This window comes from Desulfosarcina widdelii, from assembly GCF_009688965.1.
GTDB classification, from domain to species: domain Bacteria; phylum Desulfobacterota; class Desulfobacteria; order Desulfobacterales; family Desulfosarcinaceae; genus Desulfosarcina; species Desulfosarcina widdelii.
In genome coordinates, this window is record NZ_AP021875.1 from 6,707,948 (window position 1) to 6,725,377 (window position 17,430).

15 protein-coding genes and 1 pseudogene are annotated in these 17,430 nt (G+C 55.8%); 15 read left to right on the forward strand and 1 reads right to left on the reverse strand.

Annotation, left to right across the window (positions count from 1 at the left end):
* Positions 1-128: 128 nt before the first annotated feature.
* The 7 genes from GN111_RS30605 to GN111_RS30635 all read left to right on the forward strand — a co-directional run bounded on the left by GN111_RS30605 (position 129) and on the right by GN111_RS30635 (position 6,978).
* The gene (locus GN111_RS30605) at positions 129-638 is read left to right on the forward strand and encodes an RsbRD N-terminal domain-containing protein (RefSeq protein WP_155307389.1); all 510 of its coding nucleotides are present in this window, start codon (positions 129-131) and stop codon (positions 636-638) included.
* A 171-nt stretch (positions 639-809) separates the two neighbouring features.
* Entirely contained in the window at positions 810-1,853 is a 1,044-nt protein-coding gene (gene dsrM, locus GN111_RS30610; RefSeq protein ID WP_155307390.1) for a sulfate reduction electron transfer complex DsrMKJOP subunit DsrM, read from the forward strand.
* Between the two features lie 17 nt (positions 1,854-1,870).
* Positions 1,871-3,493 (forward strand): sulfate reduction electron transfer complex DsrMKJOP subunit DsrK, encoded by a 1,623-nt coding sequence (dsrK, locus tag GN111_RS30615; RefSeq protein WP_155307391.1) that lies wholly within the window; start codon positions 1,871-1,873, stop codon positions 3,491-3,493.
* A gap of 3 nt (positions 3,494-3,496) precedes the next feature.
* Positions 3,497-3,883 carry a sulfate reduction electron transfer complex DsrMKJOP subunit DsrJ gene (gene dsrJ / locus GN111_RS30620; protein ID WP_155307392.1) on the forward strand — a complete coding sequence of 129 codons (387 nt, stop codon included), beginning with the start codon at positions 3,497-3,499 and terminating at the stop codon, positions 3,881-3,883.
* Between the two features lie 3 nt (positions 3,884-3,886).
* Positions 3,887-4,672 (forward strand): sulfate reduction electron transfer complex DsrMKJOP subunit DsrO, encoded by a 786-nt coding sequence (gene dsrO, locus GN111_RS30625; protein ID WP_155307393.1) that lies wholly within the window; start codon positions 3,887-3,889, stop codon positions 4,670-4,672.
* Between the two features lie 7 nt (positions 4,673-4,679).
* A complete protein-coding gene (gene dsrP, locus GN111_RS30630; RefSeq protein WP_155307394.1) occupies positions 4,680-5,837 on the forward strand; it encodes a sulfate reduction electron transfer complex DsrMKJOP subunit DsrP in 1,158 nt (385 codons plus the stop codon).
* 109 nt (positions 5,838-5,946) lie between these two features.
* Positions 5,947-6,978 carry a glyceraldehyde 3-phosphate dehydrogenase NAD-binding domain-containing protein gene (locus GN111_RS30635; protein WP_155307395.1) on the forward strand — a complete coding sequence of 344 codons (1,032 nt, stop codon included), beginning with the start codon at positions 5,947-5,949 and terminating at the stop codon, positions 6,976-6,978.
* A 9-nt stretch (positions 6,979-6,987) separates the two neighbouring features.
* On the opposite strand, the gene GN111_RS30640 is transcribed toward GN111_RS30635, so the two are convergent.
* The gene (locus GN111_RS30640; RefSeq protein WP_155307396.1) at positions 6,988-8,367 is read right to left on the reverse strand and encodes a sigma-54 interaction domain-containing protein; all 1,380 of its coding nucleotides are present in this window, start codon (positions 8,365-8,367) and stop codon (positions 6,988-6,990) included.
* 489 nt (positions 8,368-8,856) lie between these two features.
* On the opposite strand from GN111_RS30640, the gene GN111_RS30645 reads away from it, so the two are divergent.
* The 8 genes and pseudogenes from GN111_RS30645 to GN111_RS30680 all read left to right on the forward strand — a co-directional run bounded on the left by GN111_RS30645 (position 8,857) and on the right by GN111_RS30680 (position 17,345).
* A complete protein-coding gene (locus GN111_RS30645; protein ID WP_155307397.1) occupies positions 8,857-9,600 on the forward strand; it encodes a class I SAM-dependent methyltransferase in 744 nt (247 codons plus the stop codon).
* A gap of 31 nt (positions 9,601-9,631) precedes the next feature.
* On the forward strand, positions 9,632-10,324 hold the full coding sequence (locus GN111_RS30650) for an S-adenosylmethionine synthetase N-terminal domain-containing protein (RefSeq protein ID WP_155307398.1): 693 nt from the start codon (positions 9,632-9,634) through the stop codon (positions 10,322-10,324).
* Positions 10,325-10,454: 130 nt separating this feature from the next.
* Positions 10,455-12,203, forward strand: coding sequence for a transposase (locus GN111_RS30655; RefSeq protein WP_155302773.1), 1,749 nt, complete (start codon positions 10,455-10,457; stop codon positions 12,201-12,203).
* Positions 12,204-12,213: 10 nt separating this feature from the next.
* Positions 12,214-12,735 (forward strand): annotated as a pseudogene (locus GN111_RS30660) (methionine adenosyltransferase domain-containing protein); the annotation flags it as partial.
* 194 nt (positions 12,736-12,929) lie between these two features.
* Positions 12,930-14,366, forward strand: a complete 1,437-nt coding sequence (gene ahcY, locus GN111_RS30665) for an adenosylhomocysteinase (protein ID WP_155307400.1) — start codon at positions 12,930-12,932, stop codon at positions 14,364-14,366.
* Positions 14,367-14,417: 51 nt separating this feature from the next.
* Positions 14,418-15,917 carry a trimethylamine methyltransferase family protein gene (locus GN111_RS30670; RefSeq protein ID WP_155307401.1) on the forward strand — a complete coding sequence of 500 codons (1,500 nt, stop codon included), beginning with the start codon at positions 14,418-14,420 and terminating at the stop codon, positions 15,915-15,917.
* Between the two features lie 381 nt (positions 15,918-16,298).
* Complete coding sequence (locus GN111_RS30675) at positions 16,299-16,757, forward strand: universal stress protein (protein ID WP_155307402.1); 459 nt, start codon at positions 16,299-16,301, stop codon at positions 16,755-16,757.
* A gap of 12 nt (positions 16,758-16,769) precedes the next feature.
* Positions 16,770-17,345, forward strand: a complete 576-nt coding sequence (locus GN111_RS30680; RefSeq protein ID WP_155307403.1) for a GAF domain-containing protein — start codon at positions 16,770-16,772, stop codon at positions 17,343-17,345.
* Positions 17,346-17,430 lie beyond the last annotated feature (85 nt).

Below are 17,430 nucleotides of genomic sequence, written 5' to 3' on the forward strand. Positions count from 1 at the left end.
GACTTTGAATTCGGCCTGTTTTTGGGCCGTTGAACTGTGTTTCCACCAAAGCAATCCGAACCGAAAAATTGTGGGTAATATAGCGGCCCCCGGGTGCGTTTCCGGGGACCTTTGGGGTGGTACTTTAGATGAGTTCAGCACAAGCACTGGCGGGCAAGAAGAAGGAAATCCTCAAACACTGGTTTCAGACAACCGTCGATTCCTATCCTGCCGATACGGCAAGGTTTTTAAAGAATCAGCAGGATCCCTTCGCCAATCCGGTGGGGCAGACCACCTACCGGAGCCTCGAGGCGCTGGTGGATGCCTTGATCGCCGGTTCCGGGCGCGAGGCAATGATGGAAGCATTGGACCCCGTCATCCGAATTCGGGCGGTCCAGGCCTTCACCCCTTCCAAAGCCACGGCATTCGTATTTTCCCTGAAACAGATTATTCGAGACTGTCTGTCCGGCGAGTCCGGCGACATGGTCCCGCTCGACCGTCAGATCGATGAAATGGCCATGGCGGCCTTCGATCTTTTCATGGGGTGCCGTGAAAAAATATACGAACTCAAAGCAACGGAATCCAGGAATCAGTTCTTCGGTTCGTTGAAGCGTGCAGGCTTGATTGCCGAAACCGAGGCAGACGGGCCCGGTTTCTGATTTTTCCCTTATAATCTTTTGATTCAGGCATCCGGCAGCAGCGTGAATTGGCCGTAAGCCTTGCTTTTTTGCGACGTCTTGCGATGCGATTCCGGGCATCGGAAAGCGTGCGGCAAAGCGGTTGGGGCGCATTCGCCACCTGTCTGACGCCAAGGAGTGAGGTGCTGTTCGATGAACAAAAATTATATGGTTAGCCTCATAGCGGTTATCGTGCTGTTCCTGATCGCCTATGTGGGCACGCAGCAGGGGGCCGGATTGCAGATCATTTTCGGCATCGTTGTGCCCTATCTGGCGGTGGCCCTCTTCATTGTCGGCTTTGCGCGCCGCGTGATCGGCTGGTCCCGATCGGCGGTGCCGTTCAGGATCACCACCACCTGCGGTCAACAACCCTCTCTGCCCTGGTTCAAGCAGGCCAAGATCGACAACCCCTCGACCACCTTCGGCGTCATCGTGCGGATGTTCCTGGAGATCGTCTGCTTCCGGTCCCTGTTTCGCAACACGCGCATGAAACTGATGGGCGGCACCAAGATGACGCACCAGCTGGAGCTTTTTCTCTGGATCGGGGCCTTGGCGTTTCACTACGCCTTCTTTGCCGTGGTCGTTCGGCACCTGCGCTTTTTCACCGAACCGGTTCCCTTTTTCGTCACCCTGACCGAACAGGTGGACGCGTTCATGCGCATCGAAGTGCTCTACGACGTTGTCCAGGCGGGGCTTCCCGGTGTTTTTCTGTCCGGACTGGTCCTGCTGGCCGCCACGTTCTACCTTTTCCTGCGCCGGATATTCATTCCCCAGGTGCGCTACATCTCCCTGGCCAATGACTTTTTCCCCCTGTTTCTGATCATGGGCATTGCTCTTTCCGGAATTTTCATGCGCTATTTCACCAAAGTGGATATCGTTGCCATCAAAGAACTGACCATGGGGCTGGCAACCTTTAGGCCCACCATCCCCGATGGGGTCAGCGGCCTGTTCTTTGCCCACATGTTTCTGGTCAGCATACTTCTGGCCTATTTCCCGTTCAGCAAGCTGATGCACCTTGGCGGCGTCTTTTTGAGCCCGACCCGAAACATGACGGCCAACTCCCGACAGGTCCGGCACGTGAACCCGTGGAACTATCCGGTCAAGGTTCACACCTACGAAGAGTACGAAGACGATTTCAGAGAGAAAATGGTCGAAGCCGGCCTGCCGGTCGATAAAATGCCAGAAGAACAGGCGTAAGACAAAAGGAGCAGATAATGGCAGATGAGTTGATCAAACCCGATGAGCTATTGTCGAAGATAGATCATCGTCCGTCCGGCGCCGGTTGGATGGACACGCCCCTGGATATCCGCAAGGGAATGTACTGCTACGCTTCCAATCCGAAAAGCGTGGAAACCCTGAGCCTTCCCAATGCACGGGCCTGGAACCCTTTGGACGAAGACTGGAAACTGCCGGACAACTGGCAGCAGATCATCCACGAAGGCTTCAAAGAGCGGCTGGAGAAGTTCCGGTCCTTCAAGATCTTCATGGACATCTGTGTGCGCTGCGGCGCCTGTGCCGATAAGTGCCACTTTTTCATCGGCACCGGCGACCCCAAGAACATGCCGGTGCTGCGGGCCGAGCTGCTGCGCAGCGTTTACCGCAACGATTTCACCACCGCCGGCAAGATTCTGGGCAAACTGGCCGGCGCCCGCCCCATGAGCCTGGATGTGCTCAAAGAGTGGTGGTACTACATGTTTCAATGCACCGAATGCCGCCGCTGCTCGGTTTTCTGCCCCTACGGCATCGACACGGCTGAAATCACCATCATGGGCCGCGAATTGCTCAATCTGCTGGGCCTTAATATTGACTGGATTGCCACGCCGGTATCGAATTGTTTTATGACCGGCAACCACTTGGGCATCCAGCCGCACGCCTTCAAGGACATGCTGGATTTCTTCGTCGAAGACATCGAAGAGGTCACCGGTGTCCTGGTCGAACCCGCCTACATGGCCAAGGATGCCGACATCCTGTTCATCACGCCGTCGGGTGACGTGTTCGCCGATCCGGGTACTTACACCTGCATGGGCTACATGATCCTGTTCCACTACCTCAAAGTGAAATACGGGCTGAAGATTACATGGAGCACTTACGCTTCCGAGGGCGGCAACTTCGGCTTCTTTACCTCCCACGAAACCATGAAGCGGCTCAATGCCAAAATGTACGCCGAGGCCAAGCGCTTGGGCGTCAAGTGGATTCTGGGCGGGGAATGCGGCCACATGTGGCGGGTCATCCACCAGTACATGGATACCATGAACGGCCCGGCGGACTTTCTGGAAGAGCCGGTCAACCCCATCACGGGCACCAAATTCGAAAACGCCGCCTCGACCAAGATGGTCCACATCGCCGAGTTCACCGCCGATCTGATCAAGCACGGCAAGCTGGAACTGGATCCATCCCGCAACGACAACAAAATCATCACCTTTCACGATTCCTGCAACCCCGCCCGGGGCATGGGATTGCTGGACGAACCCCGGTACGTGATCCAGAACGTGGCCAACAATTTCTACGAAATGCCGCCCAATACCATCCGGGAACAGACCTTCTGCTGCGGCAGCGGCGCCGGACTCAACGCCGGCGAGAACATGGAACTGAGAATGGCCGGTGGCTTCCCACGGGCCAACGCGGTCAAGCACGTTCACGAGGCTTACGGGGTGAACATGTTGGCCTGTGTCTGCGCCATCGACCGCGCAGCCCTGCCCGCGTCCATGGAATACTGGGTGCCCGAAGTGGATGTCACCGGGCTGCATGAACTGGTGGCCAACGCCCTGATTCTGCCCGGTGAGAAGGAAAGAGAAACCGACCTGCGCGGCGAACCGTTGCCGGGAATGGAGGAGTAGCCCATGAAGGATAAAAACAAGATATTCGCGGGACTGGCCATTTTCATCGTGGTCGTCACTTTGCCCTTCTGGTTCAACCTGGGAAAAGCGGCGCCCGCTCCGGAACTGGAGTTGACGGCCAAGGCAAAAGCCGCCAAAACCTGTGTCATGCCCACCGAATTCATGACCGCCAACCACATGCAGCTTTTGGATGTCTGGCGGCATAACGTGGTGCGGGGCGGAGAGCGCGCATTCGTCAACGCCGACGGCAAACTCTATGACATGAGCCTCTCCAACACCTGTCTGGACTGCCACTCCAACAAGGAGAAGTTTTGTGACCGGTGCCATAACTACGCGTCCGTAAGGCCCTATTGCTGGGATTGCCACATCGATAATCCAAAAGGAGAATAAGGTATGAAAAACAGCAGAAGACGCTTCCTTCAGATTGCTGGCGTTTCCGCGCTGGGCCTTGGGGCAAAACCCGTTCTCGATGCCTTCGCTTCCGAAAGCGCCCATGGGCCCGGCTACCATATAGCCAAGGGTGAGGACGCCATGACCGCCAAGCAGTGGGCGATGGTCATCGACACCCGCAAGCTGCAGACCGTCGAAGATCTGGAGCCCATTATCGAAGCCTGCAACAAGATCCACAACGTCCCCACGGGGATCGAGAACAAGAACCACGAGATCAAGTGGATTTGGGAAGCCCATTACCACAACGCGTTTACCGACAAACTAAACAGTTTTCTCAACGAGGAAGTCGAGCAGCGTCCGTTTTTGCTCTTGTGCAATCACTGCGAAAATCCTCCCTGCGTAAGGGCCTGTCCCACCAAGGCCACGTTCAAGAACGAAAACGGCATCGTCATGATGGATTTTCACCGCTGCATCGGTTGCCGGTTCTGCATGGCCGCCTGCCCCTTCGGTGCCCGCAGCTTCAATTTCAGGGATCCGCGTCCCTTCATCGAAGAGGAAAACAAGGAATTCCCCACCCGTATGAAGGGCGTGGTGGAAAAATGCAATTTCTGCGCGGAGCGTCTGGCTGTCGGCAAGATGCCCGCCTGCGTGGAGGCCTCCAACGGCGCCATCGCTTTCGGCGATCTGTACGACGAGCATTCGGAGGTTCGGGAACTGTTGAAGGAAAACTACACCATCAGGCGGAAACAGACCCTGGGAACAGAGCCGTCCGTCTACTACATCGTGTGAGGTGAGCATGCTTGAATTAGCCGTAAAAGGAAATAAATGGTACTGGGGATGGTTGGTCGTCCTTTTGGGTATCATCGGGGCCGGCTTCGGGCTCTACCTGATGCAGCTCAAGTTCGGTCTCGGGATCACCGGCATGAGCCGCGACGTCTCCTGGGGATTCTACATCGCCAATTTTACCTACCTCGTCGGCGTGGCCGCCGGTGGCGTGATGGTGGTGCTGCCCTATTATCTGCATGACTACAAGGCCTACGGCAAGATCACCATTTTGGGCGAATTTCTTGCCATTGCCGCCATCGTCATGTGCCTGCTGTTCATCCTGGTCGACCTCGGGCAACCCATGCGGGCGTTCAACGTTCTGCTTTACCCGACGCCCAACAGTGTATTGTTCTATGATGCCATCGTGCTCAACGGCTATTTGTTCCTCAATCTGGTGATCGGATGGAACGTGCTGGAGGCCGAGCGCAACGGCGTTCACTACCAAGGCTGGCTCAAACCCCTGATCTACATTTCGATTCCCTGGGCCGTAAGTATTCATACGGTCACCGCCTATCTGTACTGCGGTCTTCCCGGACGTCACTTCTGGCTGACCGCCATCCTGGCACCGCGATTTCTCGCTTCGGCCTTTGCCGCCGGACCCGCGCTGCTGATTCTGCTGTGTCTGTTTATCCGGCGTTTCACCAATTTCGATCCGGGCAAGGAGCAGATCCAGGCGCTGGCGAAAACCGTGGCATATGCCATCTGTCTGAATGTTTTCTTTTTCCTGTGTGAGGTGTTTGTCGCCTTCTACAGCAACATTCCCGGCCATACCACGCATCTCAAGTACCTGTTCGCCGGCCTGCACGGCCATGGCGCCCTTGTGCCCTGGATGTGGGCCTCCATGATCCTCATGGTGGTGGGCATTGTGATGACCGTAACACCGTCCACCCGCAAGAACGAGACTTCTCTGGCCATCGCCTGTGCCGTGATCATCATGGGTACCTGGATCGACAAAGGCCTGGGCATGATCTCCGGCGGCTTTGTCCCCAATCCCATGCATGAGGTCAACGAATACGCCCCGACCATGCCCGAAATCGGCATCACTCTCGGGGTTTATGCCATCGGCGCCCTGGTGCTCACCGTGCTTTACAAGATGGCCGTCGGTGTCAAGGAGGAAGTCCATAGCTGATCCCGGCGAATCGATGATCGACAACCAAAATGGCGGGGGGGAAGCCCCCGCCATTTTTTATTGATTGACCCTTTTTTTTTGCATCTCAAACGCAAAAAGCGAGAATCCAATGGCCGCCGTTCCCAAATCCCCTGTTATCCGCTGTGCAATCAACGGTTTCGGCCGCATCGGCCGGGGCATTCTGCGAGCCCTGTACGAATACCGCCGCTGGCCCGTTGCGGTCGTTGCCATCAACGACCTGGCCGCGCCGGAAACCATCGAGCACCTGACCCGCTTTGACTCCACCCACGGTCGTTTTCTGATGCCGGTGCGAGAAGAAGACGATAGTCTGTGGATCGGCGAAGAATGCATTCGGCTGCTGCAACAGGAAAGGTTGTCGCCGCGGGTCTGGGCGGAATTGGAGGTTGATGTGGTGCTGGAGTGCACCGGCCGGATCAAAAGCAGAAATGATGCCCAAGGCCACCTGGATTCCGGTGCCGGCAAGGTCCTGATTTCCAATCCGGCCGACGATAAAGTGGACGCAACCGTTGTATACGGCCTCAACCACCATGAACTGACCGGCCGGGAAACCATCGTATCCAATGCCTCCTGCACCTCCAACTGCGTCATTCCGGTGATCGAGGTGCTGGACCAGGCCTTTGGCATCGCATGCGGCAACATCACTTCGATTCATGCGGCCATGAACGACCAGCCGGTAATCGATTGCAGTTGTTCGGACCTGCGCCTGTGCCGGGCGGCCGGCGTCTCCATTGTCCCGGTGGATACCCGTCTGAACAGGGGCATCGAACGGATTTTGCCCCGGTTTGCCAACCGTTTCCAGACCACGGCGTTGCGGGTGCCGACATTGAATGTGACGGCCATGGATCTAAATTTGTGCCTGGAGAAACCGGCTCCGGCGGACAATATCAATGCCGCGCTCAAAAAGGCAGCCGCCAGCCGGTTCCCCGGCATCATGGACTACTGCGATATTCCCGTGGCGTCCATCGACTTCAACCACGATCCCCATTCGTGTATTGTCGACGGCACCCAGACCCGTGTTTGCAGCAATGGACTGACAAAACTGCTGGTCTGGTGCGACAATGAGTGGGGCTTTGCCAACCGCATGTTGGATACGGCAACGGCCATGATGAACGCTTGTTGATAAATCGGGCTACAAGAGGTTGTAGCGCTCAAGCTTATTGTAAAGGGTTCGCCGGCTGATTCCCAGTATGGAGGCGGTGCGCCGCCGATTGTTTTGCGTCCAGTTCAGCGTGCGCTTGATGACAACCTGCTCCGCTTCTTGGATGGTGCATCCCAGGGGCAGCTTGATTTCCGGCGGCTGTTTGCGGGCTTTTTGAAGACGTTCGGGCAGATGGCCGGGAAGCAGGACGCCACCCGTCGAGTTCAGTACGGCGCGGTGGATAACATTCTTTATCTCTCTTACGTTTCCCGGCCAGTCGTAGGACTCCAAGGCGGAAATGCACTCGGGCGAGATGCCCACGATGTCACGCTGGTAATCGTCGCTAAACTGCTTGAGGAAATAATTGACGAGCAGAAGGATATCTCCGCCACGTTCGCGTACCGGCGGCAGTATGATCCGGAAAATATCCAACCGGAAGAAAAGATCCTCTCTGAACCTTCCCTGCTCCACGGCCTCCGATAGATTCTCGTTGGTGGCCGCCACAATCCGCGCGTTGGCGGTAATGGTCCGCGTCCCCCCGATACGTTCCAGCTTGCGCGTCTCCAGCAGCCGCAGCAGGCTGATTTGAATTTTCTCGTCGATGGTGCCGATCTCGTCCAGAAAAATGGTCCCGCCCTCCGCCTTTTCGAACAGTCCCCGATGGCTGCGGGTCGCTCCGGTAAAGGCCCCTTTCTCATAACCGAACAACTCTCCTGCCACCAGCTCCGGCGGCAGCGCGCCCAGATGGATGGGGGAAAACAGCTTTTTGTTTCTGGCGCTTTGCTGGTGGATGGCCCTGGCCACCAGATCTTTTCCGGTTCCCGTTTCTCCGGTGAGCAATACGGGCATGTTCGTGCTGGCCGCCTGGCGGATCTGGCGGTAGATTTCGCGCATCTTGGGCGAACCGCCCACCATTTTTTCGAAGGTGGTTTTACGCGTTTCGGACTTTAAAAGCAGATTCGGCATGTACTGGGGCTGATGCAGCAATGCGGCCTCGATGAGCATGCCTAGCTCGCTGTCTCCTATGGGCAGCTTGGCATACTGATAGGATCCGCGTTTGAGCGCCGAGAAAACCAGGGACATGTCTTTGGAGGATGCCAGGAACAGAATTTGGGTCGCGGCGCTTTTCTCCGAGATGATATCCAGCAGGGCCATGCCGCGAATATGTCCGAAACGCGCCACCGAGCCGGTCAGGATCAGGATATCGATTTCATGGTCTTCGAACTTCTCGAAGCCATGTCCGATGGTCTGGGCAGCCATGATGGCGAATTTTTTCTCGCTGCAGATCCGTTTAAGCTGACGGATCAGTTCGACCCCGTGCTCGATGACCAGAACATTGATGCGCTTTTTTTGGGGTGTGACGGCGTTCATGTTTTTTTGCGCTTTTCTTATGCAAGCCTTGCGCCCGTTTCAATGCCCGGATCAAGGCTTGCCCCAATGGCCCCGGGTTCCACTTTGGGTGGATAATGTATAAAAATTACACTGTCAAGCGGAAAGTGGTGGGCCAGCCTGAAATCGAGCATAGATTCAAATAAATCCCTTATCATTCAAAAACTTAAACAAATAAAACAATTCGCTGACGGACATTTAATTGTTGGTGTTGCCTTACTATCGGGCAATTTATTTACGAACCTGTAATTAAGGGGCGGTTGTTGTGTAGAATTTTTACACTGTTTGACCATAAACCCATCGCAAAGCGCGGGACTGTGGCCCGAGAAAAACGGAATATAATATTATAATAAGTAGTTATTTTGTGTTTAAAGGCCGTGGCACACTTATTGATTATGTATCTATGTTTCGATCCTGCCCATCGAAAAACAACCAAACAATTATCAACACGAACAACTTCAGGAGGTAACGATGAACAACTGCGACCTGCAGGTAGCTTATCCGGGCGAGGAGTGTACGCTGGAGCAAAATGAGGAGTATTTCCACCTGGTCACCGCAAAGGGGCGTGAGCGTTTTCGGCTGCATGAGTATGGACGCGTATACGATGTGCCTGGTTTATACGAAGAGGTGGTCTACAACAAGCTTCAGTGCGATTCTCCCAATGTGATTACCGGGTTATTGAAAGAATCCATGCAAAGGAACGATGAGAACGACGTTCCCCTCAGGGTGCTCGATTTTGGCGCCGGCAACGGCATCGTCGGAGAATGCCTTCAGGATGCGGTCGAGACCGAAACGATTGTCGGCGTCGACATCATCGACGAAGCCAAAAAAGCGCTCGAACGCGACCGGCCCGATGTTTACGACGATTATTACGTGATGGATCTCAGCGATATCGACGAACCGACAAAAAAGGAGCTGGATCGCTATAATTTTAATGCCCTGGTGACCGTAGCCGCCCTGGGATTCGGTGATATTCCCACCAAGGCATTTGTCAACGCGTTCAACCTCATCGAAGACAGCAGTTGGGTGGTCTTCAACATCAAGGACCGGTTTTTCAGCGAGGAAGACGAAACCGGCTACAACGAGACCCTGCAGAAAATGATCGGCAACAGTCTCAAGGTGATCAAAAAGCACCGCTATTGTCATCGCCTCTCCATGGCCGGAGAGCCGCTTCACTACTACGCCGTCGTAGGCCGCAAAGAAACTGACTTCTGATATTCCGTTAGCTGAAAGGAGATGACAATTTATGAGTAAAATCAAGATATCGCATGTATTCACGTCGGAATCCGTTGGCAAGGGACATCCGGATAAACTGTGCGACCAGGTATCGGACGCCATCCTGGACGCCTGCCTCGAAAAAGATCCCCACAGCCGGGTGGCCTGCGAAACCATGGCCGGATTTAACTTGGTGGCCAATGTCGGTGAGGTCACCTGCCGGGACTTCGAGACGATCGACACGGAGAAAATCGCACGCAACACGGTCAAAAATATCGGATACGATTGCGCAGAGCTGCGCTTTTGCCACGATTCCTTCGACTATATGTCCCGAATTCACGGCCAGTCGCCGGACATTTCCCAAGGGGTCACGGCCGGCGAGGGCTTGTACGATGAGCAGGGGGCCGGCGACCAGGGCATGATGTTCGGATACGCGACCAACGAGACCCCAGAGATGATGCCGGTGCCAATCGCATACAGTCATCGGCTACTGAAGCGATTCGAGCGACTGCGAAGAAAGAACGTCATCGATTACCTGCAGCCGGATGCCAAGGCCCAGGTATCTGTTCTGTACGACAAGGGCCAACCCCGCCGCATCACATCGGTGGTGGTTTCCCATCAGACCGGTCATGTTTCTTTGGAACGGATTCGCCGGGATGCCACCGATGTCATCCGCAAGGAACTGGACCCTTCCGGGCTTCTGGACGACGAAACCGAATTTTGATGAACGCGTAAAAACTCACACAGGTCTATCCGTTTGAAAATATTGTTAAAATAGAAAATTAGGCGTTGTCTTCTCCGATCCTGCATGGTATGAATAACATATATTTACAGCACGTTAACCGGGAGAAGGCATGATCCGCATCAAAAACCACAAACAGCAACAACTGTTCGATCCGTGGAGCCATTTAAGCCCCAAAAGGCGAAGAATGCTCGACGAAGACTGGCCGGGGCTTTTCCGGGAACACCTGCTGGAAGTACTTCCCGTCGATCGGATGCTGCCACATTTTACCGATGGAGTCGGGAGGCCCAGCAAGGAAATTCATACGGTGCTGGGGCTGCTGCTGCTCCAGCAAACCATGGATCTGACCGACAGGGCCGCCATCGAACAGTTGGCCTTCAACATCCAGTGGCATTATGCCCTCAACATCCCGGAAGAGAGCGACGATGCCAAATATATCAGTGAGAAGACCCTGTACACCATGCGCCAGGTGATGATCGACAATCAGCTTGACGAAATCATGTTCGATGCCGTCGCCGATAAATTGGCCGTGGTATTCGGGGTCGATATCAAGGACCAGCGTATCGACTCGGTCCATATCCAATCCAACATGCGCAAACTCGGGCGCATCGGTATTTTCAGCCGGACCATCTTCAAGTTTCTGGTCAACCTCAAACGCCAGCATCGGAAGCTTTTTGATACCATCGACGAGAAAATCGTGTCGTGTTATTGGGGCAAGAGAGCCCTGGCCGCCTTTGCCATGGTAAAACCGTCACAATCCGAGAAAACCCTGAAAACCGTCAGCGCCGACCTGTTCGATCTCATTGAGCAGTTCAAGGATCGGCCCAGGGTTTGCTCCATGCACAGTTACAAGCTGATGCAACGGGTGCTGGCCGAGCAGTGCAATCTGAGCAGCGATACCGGCGATAGGCAGGTAACGGTCAAAAAGCCTGCCGAGATTCCATCTGATTCGCTGCAAAATCCCTCGGACCCGGATGCAACTTACAGTGGCCATAAAGGCCAGGGCTACCAGGTTCAGGTGATGGAGACCTTCAGCCGCTGTGAAGATGAAAAGGAGAAACAACAGCAGCTGAACCTGATTACCCACGTCGATGTGCAAACGGCCTGCGAGCACGATTCTCATGCACTGGCCCCGGCCATCGCCGACACCAAGGTTCGGGGTATTGCTCCCGACAAATTGTTGGCTGACACGCTCTACGGTAGCGATGCTAACGACCGGATCGCCCAGGTAGCGAACATTGAACTGGTTGCACCGACGCAAAAGGGTCGCTCCAAACAAGATTTCATGAGCCAGTTCAGCTTCGATGAGAACGGTCTGGTCACGCGGTGCCCAGCCGGCCGTAGTCCGGATCAAACATCACCGAGAACGAAACGATCCAACTACAGTGCCGGTTTTGACCTTCAGCGCTGCCTGGCCTGCCCCCTGCTATCCCAATGCCCGGTGAGGCCCGGCAAGAAAAAGGCATATCTGCGTTACAGTGAAAAGCGCTACCGATTGGCAAAACGGCGGGCTTTGGAAGCAAGCGAGGCATTCATCGACGACTATCGCTGGCGGGCCGGTGTAGAGGCAGCCATGAGCGAGTTTGATCGACGAACCGGAGTGAAAAAACTTAGGGTTCGGGGCATGCCGGCTGTACGGTTTTATGCCCGAATGAAGGCCACCGGATTGAATATTCTTCGCGCGGGAGCTGTCCGCAAGGCCAGAAGAAAAACCCGGGAGGCCGATGGTGTCTCTATTGGCCTTGCCGATCTCTTCTTCCATGCTGTCAAAGAGCGAATGTTACGATTGATTGCCGATTTTGAACCGATTTTTTTCAATCTATCTCAGACTGCCGATAGATATCACAATTTGGCTGCGTGAGTTTTTACAGGACCATCAATTTTATGTGAATCCAACGGGAAGTTTTATTCTCGGGGGGCCGTATGCCGATGCCGGTCTGACCGGACGCAAAATCATCGTGGATACTTACGGGGGCGTCGGCAGTCATGGCGGCGGCGCCTTTTCCGGCAAAGACCCCTCCAAGGTGGATCGCTCGGCGGCCTATTTCGCCCGCTATGCCGCCAAGAACATCGTGGCTGCCGGCCTGGCGGACAAGTGCGAAATCCAGGTGGCCTATGCCATCGGCGTGGCCAAACCCCTGTCGATCAATGTCGACACCTACGGCACCGGCCAGGTGGATGAGCAGGCCATTCAGGGATTGCTGGAAGACGGAGACCTGTTCGATTTCCGGCCCGCGGCCATCATCGACCAGCTTCAGCTGCTTGAGCCGCAGGGATGGAGCTATGAGGAAACCGCATCCTACGGGCATTTCGGACGAGAACGCTTCCCCTGGGAGCAAACCGACAAGGCCGAAGTGCTCGGACGGGCTTTCAAGAAGATAAAGGCGGCGTAATAATGGCAGCGTCGTGAAAAGCCCGATATCTGCGTTACGCTTCGTCCCTCGTCACTACGGAGTACTTCTATGTACGCCTCCGTTCCTCGGGACTCGCAAGCCTTAATCTCGAACTTTTCACGGTGCTGCCCAAAAAAACGACTTTTTACGAGACTGTCCAACATAGAATTGAAGACCAAGAAGGATACCTGTTCATGTCATTAGCGAAAGCTCAACCAAAAGAGACACCCGAGGAATTGGATTTCCGGGTGAAAGACATCGACCTGGCCGATTTCGGACGCCGGGAGATCGAAATTGCCGAAAATGAGATGCCGGGGCTGATGGCCATCCGCGAAAAATACGGTGCCGAAAAACCCCTTGAAGGATCCCGTATCAGCGGCAGCCTGCATATGACCATTCAAACCGCCGTGCTCATGGAGACGCTCCGCGCCTTGGGCGCCGAGGTCCGCTGGGCTTCGTGCAACATTTTCTCGACCCAGGATCATGCCGCCGCGGCCATGGCGGCAGCGGGCATCCCGGTATTCGCCTGGAAGGGAGAAACACTGGAAGAATACTGGGACTGCACCCTCCGGGCCCTGACCTGGCCCGGCGACCGGGGTCCCCATTTGATCGTGGACGATGGCGGCGATGCCACGTTGATGGCTCATTGCGGCTATCAGGCGGAAAACGATCCGTCGATCCTGGACGCCCCCACCGAGAACAAAGAGCTTCGGATCATCAACGCCACCTTGAAAAAATGTCTGGCGGAAGACGATCATTTCTGGCATCGGCTGGTGTTCGACTGCAAGGGAGTTTCCGAAGAAACCACGACCGGCGTACACCGGCTGCACCAGATGGACGAAAAGGGAGAATTGCTCTTCCCGGCCGTCAATGTCAACGATTCGGTGACCAAAAGCAAATTTGACAACATCTACGGCTGCCGCGAGTCTTTGGTGGACGGCATCAAGCGGGCCACCGACGTCATGGTGGCTGGTAAAACCGCCGTGGTGTGCGGTTACGGGGATGTCGGCAAGGGGTGCGCCGAGGCCTTCGCCGCCCATCGGGCCCGGGTGCTGGTTACCGAGGTCGATCCCATTTGCGCCCTGCAGGCCTACATGGCCGGTTTTCCCGTGGTAACGCTGGAACAGGCCCTGGCCGAAGGCGATATCTTCGTAACGGCCACCGGCAATTGCGATGTAATCACCGCCGAACACATGGCCGGTATGAAGGATCAGGCCATCGTTTGCAACATAGGCCATTTTGACAACGAGATCCAGGTGGACCGCCTTAATGCCATACCCGGCGTACAGCGATATGCCATCAAACCCCAGGTAGACAAATACCAGTTCCCGGACGGCCATGCCATTTACATGCTGGCCGAAGGAAGGCTGGTCAACCTGGGCTGCGCCACGGGCCATCCCAGCTTTGTCATGTCCACGTCTTTCACCAACCAGGTACTGGCCCAGATGGACCTGTGGCAGCATCCCCGGGCCGTGGGCGTCCGGCGATTGTCTAAGGAACTGGACGAAGAGGTGGCCCGCCTGCACGTGGAAAAGCTCGGCGGAATCCTCACCCGTCTCAACGAAAAGCAGGCGGCCTATATCAACGTCCCACCAACGGGACCGTTCAAACCGGAGCATTATCGCTATTAGCCCGATGACGGGCGCTTCAACCTTCATCCAGATAAAATCCAGGAGGCTGGTATGAAACAACCGGAGATTGATACCTTTCGACCGCGTATGCGAGTACTCAACGAAAAGCAGGCATGGGCCATCCACCATGCCGCGCTGGAAATTCTCGAACGCACCGGATTTTCCATGGAACACCCCGAGGTGCGCCGGATGCTGCTGGATGCCGGCTGTCAGGATGACAGCGAGGACCGGCTGCTGATGCCGGCACGCCTGGTCGAAAAAGCGCTCAAGACGGCCCCGCGCCAGATTACGCTTTACGACCAGTTGGGGCAGCGGACCATGCCCCTGGTCGATGGTAATTTTTATTACGGCACCGGGTCGGATACGATCTTCACCATCGATCTGGAGTCCGGGGAGCGGCGCCGCACCGTGCTGCAGGATACGGCCAATTTCGCCCACCTGGTGGACGGACTCGACAACATGGATTTTTCCATGTCCATGGGCAATCCCACCGACGCGCCCATCGAGGAGATCTATGTGCATGTCTTTGCCGAAATGGTGAAAAACAGCAACAAGCCGATCTGCTTTATCGCCGATAGCGGCAAGGACATCGCCAAGATTCACGAAATTGCCTGCCTGGTGGCCGGCGGCGAGGATGCGCTGGCCCGGCGGCCGTTCATTCTCAACTACTCGGAGGCCATCAGCCCCCTGCGGTTTCCCACCAACGTCATGGAAAAACTGGTTTTCTGCGCCCGCAAACAAATTCCCATCTGCCTGCCTTCCGGCTGCAATGCCGGGGGCGGCGGGCCGACGACCCTGGCAGGCGCCATGGCGCTGGGGATCGCCGAAAACATGGTGGGCCTGGTCATTCACCAACTGACCAACGAAGGGGCGCCGTTCCTATTTGCGCCCAATGTCAGTGTGCTGGACATGCGCCATACAGTGATTTCCTACGGCTGCACCGAGTGGAGCCTCACCCAGGCGGCCCTGGCCGACATGCGCGACATGATTTACCATCTGCCCATCTGGGCCTTTGCCGGGGCGACGGACGCCAAAACGGTGGATGCCCAGGCCGGTGCCGAGGGAATGCTTTCCATCGTGACGGCCATGCTCTCCCGCTGCAACTTCATTCACGATGTGGGCTACATCGAATCCGGCAATACCTCTTCGTTGGAGATGCTTACCCTGGCCGACGAACTGGTGGGCATGAGCCGCTACTTTGTCGACGGACTGCGCATCGACGACGACACCCTGGCCCTGGACGTGATCGACCGTGTGGCCCGCAATGGAGAAAGCGGCGCCATCTTCATCAGCGACAGCCACACCTTCAAGCATTTCAAAACGGCCCTGTTCCACCCCGAGCTGGGCGACCGCAGCCGTTTCGAGCATTGGGAGGCCAACGGGTCAAAGGATATGCAGCAGCGCTGTAACCAGAAAACCCGCAATATTCTGGCCGATCATCCTGTGACGCCCAAACCGGAGGCGGTGCTGGAGGGCATCTCCACGATTCTGGGACGCAACGAGATTTCCGAAGACATGTCAGGAAGTAACGAAACCCGGCTTGCGGGATAAGCGTAAGCCATAGTGGTTGCGCAAAGATCCGTGCGGTTTTTGCGCAACCCTCGGTGCCTTCCAGGGCGATGGACAGCTCCTTTGCCAGCCTTCCCTCCTCCGGCGACACATCCGTGTCTCTGCAATCCCCACTCCACGATTATTTTGTTTGACAGCATCCCGGAAACCATTTTAGCCTTAACAAAAGCCATCACTACAAGGCTTGTTCCGGCCGCCGCCATCGGTGCGGACGCTTGTTTCCCCTTTTGATACTGCTCCTGCACATCTTGCCTGTATTTTTTTGACTGTTTTTTTTCCTGCTGCCTGTCCCGGCACTGCCCGCGGCAATCCTGCATCCGGCGGCACCGTTACCAATTCTTTTCAGCAGGAAAGGAGGGCGCCATGGCAACGTTTCGTATTCTTTTGCCCTACAATTACTCCCCCAACGACCAGAAGGCCATCCGGTTTGTCACTGATGCCTTTGCCCATCAGCCGGATGCAAGCGTCACTCTGTTTCATGCATACACCCCGCTGCCGGACATCGATGTGAAGGCCAGTCCCGAAAACCTGAAATTAAGAAGTGGCATGACCTATCTGGCCGCCGAACTCAAGGAAAAGGAAGAAGCCCTCAAGCGCGTGAAAGACAGACTGGTGGAGAGCGGGTTTGCCCCCGAATCAATCGAGTGCGTGTTTCAGAAGCGTGTTAAAAGCGCCGCCGAAGAGATCGTGGACCGTGCGTCGGCTGCAAATGTCCTGGTGCTGAGTCGCGGAGCCGGCAAAGTGACCCATTTTTTCACCCGCAGCATCTATGCCCGGGTGGTAGCCGCGCTGCGCGGCATCACCATCTGTGTGGCCACCTGAAAGGAGGAGACCATGGCATCTGAGCGAAAGATCACCATCGACATCTTCAAGGCTGTGACCCGGGCGGTCGCCCACAGCGAGGATCTGGACGTGATGACCAATCATCTGGCCCAACTGCTCACCGCCGGTCTGGACATCAAAGGCTGCGCTGTTTTCGTGCTGAATGCGGTGACTGAAGAACTGGAAATTTTAGCCAGTTTCGGACTGTCGGCCAAGTACCTGACCAAGGGGCCACTGAATACGCCCAAAAGCATCAACGAAACTTTTCAGGGCGTTCCGGTCGTTATCTCTGACATCGGCAAGAAGCACAAAAGCCTGCAATATCCGGAGGAGGCCCGCAAGGAGGGGATCGCCGCCATCGTTTCCCTGCCCATCGTTCACATGGACGAAGTGGTCGGTGTACTGCGCCTGTACCATTACGAAGTCTGGCAGATATCGGAACAGGATCTGGAGTCGTTGCAGATTCTGGCAGGCATCATCGGCCTGGCCATGACCTATGCCCGCTTCCACAACACGGTTCACGCCATCGCCGAAGTGCTGGGGCAGACCTTCCAGGTGGAGTTGACTCCGAAGCTGGGGAAGAGATAGGTAGGTTAAGCCGAAGCTGTTTCGGCTGAAGCCGGATTACAGAGGACGGAAGACGGAAGTCAGATTCCCGACTTCTGACCTCAGA